This window comes from Acinetobacter sp. 16 (assembly GCF_033439925.1).
Taxonomy (GTDB): Bacteria; Pseudomonadota; Gammaproteobacteria; order Pseudomonadales; family Moraxellaceae; genus Acinetobacter; species Acinetobacter junii.
This window is the reverse complement of the sequence record NZ_CP137747.1, coordinates 109,400-123,359: the sequence shown is the minus strand read 5'-3', so window position 1 is coordinate 123,359 and position 13,960 is coordinate 109,400. Positions and strand designations below refer to the sequence as shown.

The following is a 13,960-nucleotide window of genomic DNA, read 5'->3' as shown; positions in this document are numbered from 1 at the left end:
CAACTTTTCCTTTTTCTTATAAAAAAAGAGAACTTCCTAAATTGAATGGAAGTTCTCTGTGAGTACCAACTTAAGCCACACTACGACTATTGATATAGTTATAGGTATTTACAATATCATCAGCCAATTCGTTATAAACCGATTCTACTGCTGCTTGCTGCTGATCAATGCTCATTGAACTACTGGCGAGTTCTAAAGCACGTTCTTCCTTTTTGACCTGAATAATTGATTTAACACCTCTAGGGTGAATCATGGCCAACATATTGATGACTGTATCCAAGTCATAGCGTTTACGAAGTATGCTGCGTACCGCTTGGTCATCTGGATCTGTGGTTAATAACCACAGGCGTTTTGAACCAACCATTGAAGTGAGGAACTGAACAAATTCATTGCCCTGCTTATTGATCACTTTGGATAAATAAGTCATACCTGTTGGACGTAGGCCTACTGCCGTTGTCAAACGACTGACTTGAGCAGGTGTAAGGGATAAGGCCTGAACAATTTCTTTTCGTTCTTCAGGTGAACCCGATGAACAAACAACAAATCTACGAGCAGCTTTCACCAGTAATCCAAAGTCACTGATGTATTGTGAGCTTAAGTAATAGGCAATACCCCATTTACGGGCTTCACGGCTATCTCGTTCTAATTCAGCAAGCATGGTCTGGTCTGACTTAATGTTGTGCATTTCATCAAATACCATATATTTACGGTCAACTTTCAACTCGGCAACCAGTCTTGAATAGTATTCGAGATAGGTATCAGGGATCTCACCACGTTGTAAGTCTTCTTCTGAATAGGCGATACGTTTTTTATAGAACATGCGAATGATCTGGAAGAATAACGAGTTATTCTTTGGATTGTTTTTCACAATCACATCTTGTAGATCCACTGAAGCAATACGGGCATCAGAAATATCGAATTCGGTATAGTTATTGAAGTTTGGATAATCAATTGCCACTTGAGACATGGCACGGGCAATCGCATCCAAGATGTAATCACCATTGCTTAATTTATAGTTGCCATAAATACGTTTAACCGTATCAAACTTAGTCACTGCAATACAGTCAGCGAGAATAGGCATAGCATAGCGGTGAGCCAAGTTTCTAGCACGATAAAGCTTGTTTTTGCGCTGTTGACTAGCCGTATCACGCTCTAAAATCGATTCTGCACGTTGATGACACAGTAAAGCCAGATCATGCAATCTTAATTGCTTACTCACATCAATGTTGATCCGAAGTTCTCTCAATAGAAAATCAAGTTCAGTACTCTGGCCAATTTGATATAGTTTAGGTTGAGCTTGGTCATTATCTGTGGCAAAGAAATCAAATGTTTCTTTCAGGATCAATGAAATTACGTTTGATACTTCCGCTTCTGGTCTATCGAGTTCCGATGGGGTAACAAGTGTCACTAGAAAGGATTTCATTTCTGCGAATTCATTTGACAATGGATGTTGTAAACCAACAGCCGTTTCTAGCGGATTAATAGCATCCCGTTTAGTACGTGAGATCCTGCGATACACACACAGATTTTTTCGAGAAGTATCCAAAGCATTTTGAATACCAAAGACTAGGCCTGATGAGGTCATCCCAACGTCTGTAATAAAAATATACGGAATACGATCTAGGCCTGCTGCAAGAACAGATTCAAATAATTCATTGTTCATCTGCATCGACTTACCCGAACCCATTGAACCAATGATGATCGTGTAGTTATAGGCAAGTTCATCGGAGAAGTGCTCTAACTTCACCATCTTTCCGCAAGGTGTTCTTTGAACCATTGTGCCTTTTTTGAATGGTGATGCAGGACGATCCAATGGAAGTAGGTGTAATGCGTCTGGTAACGGAGCAGCTGCTAGGGGTGCATGATGATTAAAGCCTAAAGGGAAATGAGTAAGATAGGCTTGAACCACATCCCCAGTACGCTCCAGTGGAGCTGCATGACCCCAGTTCTGTAATGCACGCCATAACTTAGATTTGCGAATTTGTAATCGCTCCAACCCTTTTTCAGTCTTTTCATCCCAAGTCATCGCAGAGACCTGTAAACCGACCACTGTACCGCCAAAGTCCGCATAACGCTGTAGGGCATCACCTGCTGACTTTAATTGAGCATTATCTGCACCTTGCCATGCCACAACCGATGCTAAAGCACGTTTAAGGCCAATACTGGCCATACCATCGCCTGAAAGCATGAATGAAACGGCATAAGGAATTGCCCGTACTGATCCATCACTTAATTCAGTTGTCTGCTGATTCATTCGGTCGAAGAAATCAGCAAAAGTTGGCATAATTGATGACATGCCCGAAAAACTTGGGGATGGAGGTACGCTCAATGGAATAGGTGCATAGACCAGATCACCGACTTCTACAGATCCTTTTGGCGCAGTGATGTCACCTGCCTTGTCCTTACTATCCAGTGGTGTAATTGTCTGGATCATCAGCTGATCTGAAATCTTTGGATAAAGCACTTCAGAATAGTCATTAGGACTCGGACGAGATTTCCAACGCAAAGGGATAGGCATTCCAGAATTAGGAATGAATGGCTTATAGTTTGGATCAAAATAGCGAGGGTTCATCATGCGACCAATTGAAGTGATAGCACCACTAACATCCAGTTTTTCTACCACACCTTTAAAGTCAGAATGTTCAAGCTCGTTGATAATACCCTGAACAAAAGTATCATGGATTGCCTTTAGTGCAGGCAATCCGTGCAACAGATTTTGTGCATCTTTCATTGTGCCAATTTCATAACGCTTAGCTAAATCAGCAATACGTTTATGATCGTTTTTAATTTCGGCTGCATCTAGTAATCGAGGATGAGTGATAACGGCAATATAGCTTTGTTCATCATATAGATAAGGTTCATAAATGGCCTTATTTTCATCAATAAATGAGTTCAAGTTCAAACCAAGTGTACTTGCCGTTTTTTTTTGGATCTCGATAATACGATCAATACCTGCATTACCATCGAGATCACGTCTGAAAACCCACATCAACTTATGGCCAACCGTTTTGAATGGGTTTCGCAGGTAGCTATTCAATCGATCAATCTGGCCAAGAAAGATTTCGTTATAATCAATCGTGGATCTGATACCGTCATATCGCAGCAAGGTAACTAAAGCACCATTTTGAAGTACCAAATTGTAGTGACCGTCCACCGTTTCAATTTCACAGTAATCTTCTGCCGATGCCTTAAACATCTTAGCAAGCCACACCAGTACCAGTTCAACTGCTGAAATCGTAGCACTCGGCTTATAAGGTTTAGCAACAGGCGGTTTAGCTTTTGCTTTATTAGTTTTAACAGTACTTCTAGTATCTGTTTTTTGTTTAGCATTTCCCATAATTTAACCTTTTTAAGAGATTGATAACGGTTGAGAAGTAAAAGATCGATTATCAAAGCAAGAAAATATCTTGTTTAAAATAGTCTGGTGGTTCACATCCGAATTTGTATGAAATAGTTGATTAATGTCATTAAGTGCATCCTTTTGATATAAAGCAAAATACAACAATAAGAACGACATAATATTGTTAGATTTCTGTTTAAAATCGAGCACCTTATAATCTTGTTTGGTATCAATATACTGCTTTAGATAAAATGGTGAAGCTAATAAGTCCTGATCCAATAATTTGAAAAATTGCGATTTAAAAGAGTTTGCCTGATAACCTACATGGAAAAAAAGATCACCAGAATCATCAGCCAATTCTGAGGCATGGACAGCAATCTCAATATCCTCAATATTATCTAGACGTTTTGCAAAATCCCCTCTTACTTTTTGATTAAAAAGGAAAGAAAAAATACCTAGATCCACGCCAAGTAGATCATTCGCAATATGGTTTAATTCCTGCATGTGGTCTCTATCAAAAATAGAAAGAGAATTTCGAGTATGATTAATCATATTAAATTTAAAAGACCAACACTCGATTTGATGAATCAATTCAAAAGTCAGTTCTAGCTTGCCAAACATAGAAATTTCTTGGTCAGTACAAATGATTGGTAAAGTTGTATTCATCCCAAGTAAAGCAAGGCGTTTTACTGCTTTGGGCGATAGTTGCTGATCTGTTAGCTTGATGACATTTAACGTAGAAGCTTTAACATCATAGATCTGTCTTTGCTGTTCTTCAGTCAACGTCTCAAACGGTACAAGTAAAGGCAAATCAGTATTTACTAACGAGTCAATGATATAGTTTGAAAATGTCGATAAGAATAATGGCTCATATTGATTCGATAGCTCAAGACTCGACTCATAAAAACTTCCGAATTTTTGATATATGTTATTAAGTTCTGGATTAACTGAAACGTTTAATTGATTTAATTCGTTTAAAAAATCAAACTGTGAAGAATGATTTAAATTTCTAACCGACTTATATAAATAAGGTTGTAAATATTCATCGAACATAAGACCTCACTTACTCAAATTTGCAAGCAATTTTTGCTCATAAATCTGAGTCCATTTATTAGAATTAAACTCATCTAATGATAAGTAATACTGAATTTGATCCTGATTAAAAATATTTTCATTAAATAGTAAAACAAAAGGAAAAAGTGATCCTTGCTTAATCTGTCCACCCTTACCTTTTATTAGCTTAAGCGCATTAATCAGACGTTCTAATCCATCATTTGAGGCAAGCGACTGGCGAATGTAAGCAGCATTAATACGATCATCAATCAATGCCTCTTTAACATCCTTTTCAGCTTCAGGGAATTCGGTAAATATGCTATTTCGCACCTGTTCCAGATCGATATTCGGACGTGAAAATTGCATGGCTAGATTATCAATAAGCGAAGCAAAGAGACCACCAGACTTAAAGTAAACATTAATGGCTTTGTCAGGATGATGAGCCAATACGATCATAAATCTAACAATGTGATTCACCTGAACCTGATCAAGATCATGACAAATACCTAGTGAAGCTGCCTTATCAGAGAGACACCATGACAAATGATGGACTCTATGGCATAGGGTGCAGGCAGGTACTAAATTGGATTCATTGTTATTACTGTGATTTCCGTCAAGATGGTGAATTTCCAGAAACTTTAAATCGTGAAAATCACAGAAATAGCAACGATGATCATGCTTAGCAAAAAAGGGAACAGAAATATTTGAATCAACTACATGCAGGTATTTTTCTGCATCTGAGATTGTATCCATTTGCAAATCTTTCATTCTCATTTCCTTTTCTTAAGGTAATGGGATAATAGAAGTCTATTATCCCATTTACGTCAGTTAGACGTTGCCTGCTGCTGAGTTCGCACCAGAGAAGAAGAAGTATCCTGATCCTGCCAAGACCACACCTACAGCCAATTTACCAATTGCTTTAGGAGCTGTCGCATCACTACCAGGTTTTCCAATTTTGGTAAAATCAAGAATTGCTAAAACAAACAGTACGAATCCAACAAAGATCATTGCTAATTGACCAAATGACATAGCATCATTTAAGCCACCAGTTGCACGGTCTTTAATGTCACCGATTGATTCACCTGCCGCAGCTGCACCACGTTTAGAACCGCCCTCAAGTGCTGTTGTGTCAGCATAAGAAGCAGCTGCCATTCCACACATTGTTAAGAACACCCCTGCTTTTAAATAGGCGTTGCTAGTTGATTGCTGTAAGCTATTGATATTTAAAGACATTTTTCGCCTCACTTTTCCTTTTTAGATTTTTCATAGAAAAATCAAAGATTTAGATTTATCGCCTAAGTGGATCGACCAACTTAGACAGTTATAAAAAAGTTGTTAGGTAAGCCCGATGATTTTGAAAAAATCAAGCCCAAAAATTGTTGCTGCCAAAGCATGAACTTCTTCTATTTTGTATGCGAGCATTCCTCCTATGAGATAGACAAAGCCCTGAGCATTACTTGATTTGCCAATGCCATCACTATTGTCTCTCCAGATAAATAGACCTTTCATTAGTGCCAGTAGTCCAACTAGCTGACACACTCCGATTAGAACCAAAACTGTAAGATTCAGTTCCGCTGTATAAGAATTTCCAACATTTTGTGAATAGTCGTAATAAGTGACCGCAGCAGGTGTCGTATCACTCATAAAACTTCCCATCACATCGACTAATTGGAGATTTAAACCCAATTGCGCCATGATCACTGCAATGATCAACTTTACAAAAACACCCATCGCAGATGGACGGCGAATTTGTGTTAAATATCGACTTGCATTGACTGGATCTACTACACCAACGAAGTCGAAAACTGCTCTTACAAAGATAATGAATCCAAATAAAATACATGCGTAACGAACAACTGTTGTCGTAGCAACGATTAACGTTCCTGAGTTCTGTAATACCTCAACAAATTCCATGCTCCGACTCCTTGATCACTATTTAGTGAACGAAACTTCACCAGATTGTTCGTTTACATCAAGAACTCGGTAGCCTGTTGGTAAGCGATCACCTACAGCATAAGAACTTGTATTTCGGCCATCAGTGAGCCATACACGATTACCCACAGTCGCAATCACTTCTTGATTGGCAGGTATTGCTTTACCTACTGCAACACCTTTTTTAGTTTCACGTAGCGTTACAACGTTCGCACCTTGATTCGCACGGGTATTTTTGATTAACAATTGAAGTTGACCAATGGTGATATGCTGACGTTGAACCACATCACGCATACTGTTTAACTGTGCACGTAATTGAGTGTTTTCAGTTTGAGCCTGAATCAGTTCTTGATTTGTCATAGCAGCCTGTTGTTGCATCTGTCCTTGTGGGCTGTTCGGATTAACAGGTGCAGGAGTATTCGGAACATACACTGGAGGTAAATTGTTCGCTGCATTGAACTGGCTAATTAACTGTTGACCCTCGTAGCTATATGCAGGTACGTCTTGTCCATTGCTAGTCTTGATTGTCACATCACCAGAAACAGGTTGAGTCTGTTTTGGCATAGTTACAGGAACTTCCATCATTTGAGTTTCCTGATACGGCGCAGGCATATTCTGGAAACCTCCTGCTGCTGCCATATTTGGATCAGCCATCGGCGCACCATTCGGCACTGACGGTGCTACTTGAGGAGCTGCTGCTGTCTCTACTGGAACTTCCTGAGCAACTTGCTTATTACCACCTTTCTTACCCATGAATAAGAAAACAACAAGTAATAATCCGACCACCACAGCACCAATAATGATGTATTTCTCTTTATTGGATTTACCAGTTTCAGGCGCATGTGTAGATGATTCATAAGAATAATCATCAATATCGTGGTCTAAATCTTGATTCTGACTCATATCAAAAACTCCAAATGCTTTTATTCTGTAATGTCTTTATTAATGAAGATGTAGAACACAGTGCCTACTGGCGTTCTAAATGTAGTCGGCTTATTGCCGTAGATACTGTCGATCTTAGATCCGAAATCTTCACCAAGTTGACCAACCACGTTACCCATGATGCGCTTGTTACTTGGTTCTTCCTGATTCACTATCACAGCACCATTGGTGTATGTGGTATTACCCAGATAGTCACGGTATGCGTTGCCATAGCCCTTTGCAGCACTACTCGCAATCATGGCCGTTGAGTTCTTGAGAATGTGACGATCTATATAGGTCGCCATACCGAAAGAGCCTTGTAGCGTTTGTGCAGTAGCATCAATAGAAAATTCAGGTTTAACACCATCAGATAAGACACGACTTAAAGTAAACTGAATGTTGTCTTGAGTTTTTCTGACATTTCCAATTACCTTACGGCCTTTAAGTTTCCCCGTCATAATTTCGGAAAACACTTGATCACCGTCATCGGTATTCACATCATTTAATAATCGTGCAGTAACTCTTGTACCTGCGGGAATGAGGATTTTCTTTCCGTTACCTGTATTAGTACCGTTTGCGGAATTTGCCCCACCATAATTAAGGTTAGATCCGTTACCTTGATTTCCGTTACCTGTAATTTGTCCATTACCTGTATTCGTACCATCTACGGAATTAGGGTTTTCAACTGCATAAGTTGATACGGCGTAACCCGTGCGTTTATTACCGCCGTTTTTCTGATCTTCACCAGAAAGTCGCTTGATCTGCTTTTCAACAAATCCATACAGAGTTGTTTCTGATTTTTCATTCTCAGAAATCTGTCTTTGTGATTCTTGGTCATACCAAGATGCAAATTCATTATTGTTCTGCACGTATTGCTGAGCAGCAGGACTTGCATAATCAGGAGCTAATTGGACATATTGCGGTTGCTGCGAATATTGCGCCTGTTGAACCTGACCTTGTGCAGCCTGACCATTGGCAGGTACTTGCTGCCCTTGCGCCGTGTTACCGCTATATGACAGGTTTTGAGTTGAATTAAATAACGTACCGTTTACCTGCCCTGACGTAACGCCATTCGCTGCGTTATTGGTAGCAGGCAATACTGCCTGACCTTGACCGTTGGATTGACGAATCACCAAGTTACGAGGAGTGAAACTCTCCCCACGTTGTTGCGCTTGCTGAGCCAGAATCGCCTCTTGTTGACGAATATATTGGTACTGTTCTGGCGTAACTTCTTCTGCCTGCCCTACGTTTGTTTCAGGTGCATCGAATTTAGTCTTAGAAGGGCTTTGTTGCACAAATAGACGAAAGGTAGAGTTGTTCTAATCTTCAGATATTTATGCAACAGCCACCGTTTTAGCTGTACCAAGTTGAGTAAATTTATTCAAAATATCGACTCTTATTTGCAAGTCAACCACCTGACGATTAAAGCATCGACTAGATACACCTTGTCCAAGTCGTTTCAAGGCAAACATTTTAGCCTCTATTCGGGATCGTCGATGATAACCAATATCTCGTTTCCACTGCTTTTGACCCTTGTCCCAACAGCCTTGTACTGCATGATTCCTTGCTTTACCAATTTCATTTTCCGCCCATAAAGCAGCATTGGAACGAGGAGGGATAATTACATTTGCTTGCCGTTTCAAAATCGCATCATAACAATTCACTGTGTCATAAGCACCATCAGCCGTGACAGATGCAATGGGTTCATCAATTTGATCTAAAAGAGGTTGGAGCATTTCAGCATCACCATATTGGCAGGTCGTGACTTCAACCGCTTGTATTTCTCCACTGTTTGCATCTGTCGCAAGATGTAATTTCAGCCATTGTCGATGTTGGTTTACGCCATGTTTTTTACGCACCCATTCCCCATCACCTGTAACTTTGATCCCTGTGCTATCAACTAAAATATGCAAGTCTTCCTGTGGATTTTTTGCTGATTTATGTAGAAGTGGCTGGAGCTTATCTGCTCGCCGACTCAATGTTGAGAAGTCTGGAACATTCCAGTCGAGGTGAGCCATTTGCAAAAGGCTTTGAATGAAACCTTGTGTTTGGCGTAAAGCCAGTTGGAACAGGTTTCGTATCGTCAGGGCAAATTGAATTGCTATATCAGTGTAGGTAGGTTGCCGTCCTTTTTTTCCAGTAGGTGTTGCAGACCATTGCATTTGGGGATCAAACCAAATGGTGAAAGCACCCCGTTGACGTAAAGCCTGATTGTACTCAGACCAGTTCGTTGTTTTGTATCGGCTTTTTGATTCTGTATTCATCTAACATGTATGGGGATGAAATTTATTTATGCAACAAAGCCTCTTAGAAGCATCAATCTGGTCTGGTGTTTTTGATCCTGCAAAGAACAGTTTAAAAATACCAATCAGCAAAATAATTGCGATAAACGTACCGATAATGACCATGAAACGAAAAATTCCATTCTCGTTCCAGTTCTTCATAAACTTTTCACCAAACTTCATATTGATGCGCTCATCTGCATCATTAGGGCGAATGGCATTTGGGTTATAAGTATCGTTGATACCATCTGAATTAACGTGCGTATTCTGATTTTGTTCAGTCTGAACTAGATCAACGCCGTTATTTTGTTCAGTTTGTCCTACATCAATATTTTGATCGTTAGGTACTGACTGAGAGTTTTGATTATCTTGAGTCATAGAGCACCTTAGTTATTCAAAAATATAGTTGCAGTGCCATTGTTTCGGCTAACTGTAATTTGATTAATCGGATCAGGATAAATGAAGATTCCCATTCCAGATGTCGAACGTGCTGTTGTTTTATAGCTTGGGTATAAAACTGTATCTCTGGTACGCACGATGTACTGACCGTTGTAGTTCCATGCCTCCAGTGACGGATCTGTAGTCCGTACACGTTCTGCTTCTGGTGGCGGTGTACCATCCAAGAACATTAATGTCTGACTATCAATGTTTGCCATCACTCCACCCGAAAGCGAGTTTAGATTAGCTCTGAGTGCCGAATTTACCGCTGTCGGACTACGGCCTGATAATCGTGCGTCAATACGCATATCAACTTCATTCTGTCCTGTTGAAAGAATAAAAATGACTGGTGTAGATAAACCTTTTAACGTCACCGTTACATTGCCATACGCCGTTGCTGTGAGAGGTTCAATTGAGAGGATGTTTGTACCTTTATAATTACCCGATTCATCCTGTTTAGGCTTATCTGGTGGATTATCTGAAAATAGATCATGGTTAAAAGATACATGATCTATTTCCCACGGATTTCCTGACAAATCACTAAATACAATGCTTGAAAGCATACCTTTAGACAGTCTTACTACAGGTGGCTGCGTAGCAGGACTAAGATCTACTGGCAATGAGCGCACGATTGGTCTCGCCGTGTATGAATACGGCGTAGACGCATCACGTTCTTGCTGCAAGAACAGATCTTTCAAGTTCTTTACTTGTTGTGGACTCAACGCCATACCAAGAGCTTCAGCAACAATTTCCTCTTTAGAACGATTCACATTCATTGGAGGTGGGAAAGACGAACCAAACGATTGAGCACTTCCTAAATCGATGGTTGTTGGTGGAGCTTGTCCAACGTAGTCATTACGAGCTTGTTGCTGCTGCGGTTGACCTTGCTGTTGGGGTGGCTGCGTCTGAGTCTGAGCAGGAGCAGCCAAGTTCTGCCCCTGTTGTTGCCCTTGAGCATTTTGTTGATTGGCCACAGGATCAGCTGCGTATGCAGTTGATCCGATCATCAGACCGATACAAATTGCCAGAGTTTTAAACTTAAGTTGTTGCATCATTGCCACCACCTATTTAGTTCTAAGAATAATGCTGCTCACGCCAATACCTTTCGGGTTGAATACATCACGTTGAGTGACTTCAACACGAATCTCAGCGACATACGTTCTAGAGTCAGCAGGTGAGTTTTTGCCGTTAAAATAGTCCATACGAATAGGAACTTGAACGATCCAAAAGCGGTTTCCGAAATTGTCGATACCTTTGTCATTGGTAACTTCTGGTGTTTGTAACGCAGATGTCTGTAAGACGAGATAGTTCTGTTTGATTTGATCAATCAAACCAGACTGTCTTAATGTGGTGATAAAGCTTGAGCGACCTTTATCCGTGAAGTAACGGCGTAATACGTCAGTCGTTGAAATATCCGCATTTTTATAATCGATGGAGTAAGCATTAAGAACAGCTTCTTTAGCAAACTCTGCAATATTGGTATTGGTAAATGCAGGGTTATCGTTTGGATTGATCTTACAGATGACACTGTTGTCAATTGTCTGGAATGCTTCCGCTTTAGGCATTTTAGAAAGCATTACAATTAGCAGAACTAAAGCTACTACCAATGCAGGAATTACAACAAAGCACGCAGCCAACCAGAGCCTTTGCTTAGATACACGTTCAGAAATTTCCTTGATCGTTGCATCACGTTCAGCAAGACGGCTGTCTATGGTTTTTGGAGCTTTAGGACTTGAATGTTTTGGTTGATTTGGATCAGTCATAATCAAAGCCCTATTGGGTAAATGTTTTTGTCAGTGGGTTGTATATGCAGGGAACTGATGAACCATCATCAAAAATGAATCTTACGAAATCAGGATTGATGAAGATAAAAATCACAAGTCCAACAATGACAAGCACTAAAAGCACAATGACTACGAGAAAAACATTCAATAGAACATCAAGAATTGACGAATAGAAAACTAATGTTGCGAAGTCAACATTATTAGGATTATGGGGATTACCCCACGTACTATATCGGTCAAATGTCGGTTGCGACATTTCCGAGTCTTTTTCTTCTAACTCATTCATCTTTATCATCTCGTCATCAAGACTGAGGCTTGTTTATTACTGCACTTCAAGTGACAGTATCTAGTGAGTACATTGTCTTAGTATTTTTAAAAATTAGCAATATCTTTTTTTTAAAGTTAATAGATTTTTTTAAATTATTCAATTGACAAAATTAGCAATTCTATTCACGGCGTAATAATCCGCTAACTGGATTATTACCACTTACGGAATTGGACTGCTCTGGAGAGAGCAACATAATACGCCGTGCGTATAATTTGAGTCGAGGTCATTCAGCCTGCTCATAAAGATACTTCAACGCAGACAAATAGATATATTCATCATAAAAACTACTGTGATAATTCAATGTGGAGACAAATGAATCCTCCCCCTGCTCGTATTGCATGGTTGCGAAGTGCTGCCCTCTGATTGCATACATACCAGTTCTAGGACAGTACATAGTTTCTGTTTGATCTATAGCATCTTTAATAAATGCAGGAGCATTTTCCACAACTGCTTTTGCTTCTTTGGGTGTTAATTCATTCATTTGATTGCTCATTTAAAATTTCATTTAAGAAAGCGTTTCATTCCGTAGACGGTAAATATTCCGCTAACTGTATCCATCCCACTTACGGAATTAGGCCAGTGACCTACCTCACCAATACCGATATATTCCACTATCGGTATTGAACCGTGCGCCGTGTTTAACCAGATAGTATCTATTGTTCATCACGATCAAGCTCAAAATTAGGAATTACAGTACGAATAATGCTAATCGCATAAGCCATTACATCATCTTCATTGTTGAAAAATTTTGGATTGATATACGGCGATATGTGTGGATTTGAAATACCATCAATTTGTTCAAAGTCTACATCACCCCAATTATTCTCAACAAACCAACGTCCATCCTCACATTCTGCAACAAGAATTTCTTTTAATTCTCTGCCAATATGTTCATGGTTAATTGTATTGAAAAGTTCATGTGTATTAGTTTTCATAAAATTTACTTTGCCTTATTAGCAAATGACAATTGCCGAAACACCAACGGCGTAAACATTTATTCCGTTATCGGTCTTAAATCCATTACCTGAATTAATTCCATGATCGGTATAACTAACAGCTAACGGTATCAACTGATTTCAATGCGCCGTGACTGGCTGCGTCACTCATAATTTCCGAAGACGGTAAAAATCTATCATCGGAATGATTGATACGTGCATCATTCACTACTTATTTTTTTTAATCTTCTTATATAGAGATTATTAATCACCAATCCCCCCGTAAAGAAAGATAAGATGAGTCCGAGCAGAATCAATAAATAGTTTATATCTATATTTAATGACATAAGAATCACTAAAATAACAAATACAACTAAACCACCGATAAAAAATTGTTTATGGATTTTGGCTGCAAAATCTAGAATATTATTCATTTTGATTCTCCATGTTTAGCCCGTGCATTACGACCACACACGTAACCCTCCTCATAAATCGCTTTCAAATTACCATCGTAATGAATAGCATTTGATTCAAGGCCGTTATTCCCTGCTCTATAGCCCATGTCATAAGAACTTGATTCTTTACGGCAATCGCAACAAATATCATCTGATTCATCACACATGATGCAACCAAATGAGATTTCACCAGAAAGATTATTTCTATTAATCATAAGCTGATCCTTGAACATAAAACTTTCATTAATGAAAGTTAATTTGCGCCGTGCATCAGCTCAATTACTTCTTGCAGCCTAGCCAAATAAAGTTTAGTCACTGCCTTACCGTGCGGATCATCACCAAGATCAGAATCTTGCAAATCAGTTAGATAATTAGAGACTGCCACACGGAGTGCAACTGTTTGAGCATTTGTCAATTGAACACCATTAATACTTACTAATGGTTCGGGTTCTAAATTCACCTGAATTCCTACCTAGATAATTTACTGATTAA

The 13,960-nt window shown here is 39.4% G+C and carries 16 protein-coding genes; all 16 read right to left on the bottom strand.

Going from position 1 to position 13,960, the window contains the following annotated elements; genetic code table 11:
• Positions 1-70 precede the first annotated feature (70 nt).
• The 16 genes from R2H34_RS17255 to R2H34_RS17180 all read right to left on the bottom strand — a co-directional run bounded on the left by R2H34_RS17255 (position 71) and on the right by R2H34_RS17180 (position 13,928).
• Positions 71-3,337, bottom strand: coding sequence for an ATP-binding protein (locus tag R2H34_RS17255; protein WP_155393321.1), 3,267 nt, complete (start codon positions 3,335-3,337; stop codon positions 71-73).
• A gap of 12 nt (positions 3,338-3,349) precedes the next feature.
• Positions 3,350-4,393: a hypothetical protein gene (locus tag R2H34_RS17250; protein ID WP_045124697.1), complete on the bottom strand. Its 1,044-nt coding sequence runs from the start codon at positions 4,391-4,393 to the stop codon at positions 3,350-3,352.
• Positions 4,394-4,399: 6 nt separating this feature from the next.
• A complete protein-coding gene (locus R2H34_RS17245) occupies positions 4,400-5,161 on the bottom strand; it encodes an HNH endonuclease signature motif containing protein (RefSeq protein WP_228136285.1) in 762 nt (253 codons plus the stop codon).
• Between the two features lie 60 nt (positions 5,162-5,221).
• Positions 5,222-5,626 carry a hypothetical protein gene (locus R2H34_RS17240; protein WP_045124695.1) on the bottom strand — a complete coding sequence of 135 codons (405 nt, stop codon included), beginning with the start codon at positions 5,624-5,626 and terminating at the stop codon, positions 5,222-5,224.
• Positions 5,627-5,728: 102 nt separating this feature from the next.
• Positions 5,729-6,307, bottom strand: coding sequence for a type VI secretion protein (locus R2H34_RS17235; RefSeq protein WP_240016370.1), 579 nt, complete (start codon positions 6,305-6,307; stop codon positions 5,729-5,731).
• Positions 6,308-6,325: 18 nt separating this feature from the next.
• Positions 6,326-7,228: a hypothetical protein gene (locus R2H34_RS17230; RefSeq protein ID WP_240016371.1), complete on the bottom strand. Its 903-nt coding sequence runs from the start codon at positions 7,226-7,228 to the stop codon at positions 6,326-6,328.
• Between the two features lie 20 nt (positions 7,229-7,248).
• On the bottom strand, positions 7,249-8,541 hold the full coding sequence (locus R2H34_RS17225; protein ID WP_318342576.1) for a DotG/IcmE/VirB10 family protein: 1,293 nt from the start codon (positions 8,539-8,541) through the stop codon (positions 7,249-7,251).
• A 39-nt stretch (positions 8,542-8,580) separates the two neighbouring features.
• On the bottom strand, positions 8,581-9,510 hold the full coding sequence (locus tag R2H34_RS17220) for an IS5-like element ISAba10 family transposase (RefSeq protein WP_004763228.1): 930 nt from the start codon (positions 9,508-9,510) through the stop codon (positions 8,581-8,583).
• Positions 9,511-9,906, bottom strand: coding sequence for a hypothetical protein (locus R2H34_RS17215; RefSeq protein WP_318342575.1), 396 nt, complete (start codon positions 9,904-9,906; stop codon positions 9,511-9,513).
• A gap of 8 nt (positions 9,907-9,914) precedes the next feature.
• A complete protein-coding gene (locus tag R2H34_RS17210) occupies positions 9,915-11,021 on the bottom strand; it encodes a DotH/IcmK family type IV secretion protein (protein WP_236761402.1) in 1,107 nt (368 codons plus the stop codon).
• A gap of 9 nt (positions 11,022-11,030) precedes the next feature.
• Complete coding sequence (locus R2H34_RS17205) at positions 11,031-11,729, bottom strand: DotI/IcmL family type IV secretion protein (RefSeq protein ID WP_061403623.1); 699 nt, start codon at positions 11,727-11,729, stop codon at positions 11,031-11,033.
• Positions 11,730-12,301: 572 nt separating this feature from the next.
• On the bottom strand, positions 12,302-12,559 hold the full coding sequence (locus R2H34_RS17200) for a hypothetical protein (protein ID WP_129264286.1): 258 nt from the start codon (positions 12,557-12,559) through the stop codon (positions 12,302-12,304).
• 172 nt (positions 12,560-12,731) lie between these two features.
• Positions 12,732-13,013: a hypothetical protein gene (locus R2H34_RS17195; protein ID WP_061403621.1), complete on the bottom strand. Its 282-nt coding sequence runs from the start codon at positions 13,011-13,013 to the stop codon at positions 12,732-12,734.
• 221 nt (positions 13,014-13,234) lie between these two features.
• Entirely contained in the window at positions 13,235-13,447 is a 213-nt protein-coding gene (locus R2H34_RS17190; protein ID WP_044424297.1) for a hypothetical protein, read from the bottom strand.
• Positions 13,444-13,683 carry a hypothetical protein gene (locus R2H34_RS17185; RefSeq protein WP_129264281.1) on the bottom strand — a complete coding sequence of 80 codons (240 nt, stop codon included), beginning with the start codon at positions 13,681-13,683 and terminating at the stop codon, positions 13,444-13,446. The genes R2H34_RS17190 and R2H34_RS17185 overlap by 4 nt, the downstream gene beginning before the upstream one ends.
• A gap of 38 nt (positions 13,684-13,721) precedes the next feature.
• Positions 13,722-13,928 (bottom strand): hypothetical protein, encoded by a 207-nt coding sequence (locus tag R2H34_RS17180; protein ID WP_129264279.1) that lies wholly within the window; start codon positions 13,926-13,928, stop codon positions 13,722-13,724.
• Between the last annotated feature and the right edge of the window lie 32 nt (positions 13,929-13,960).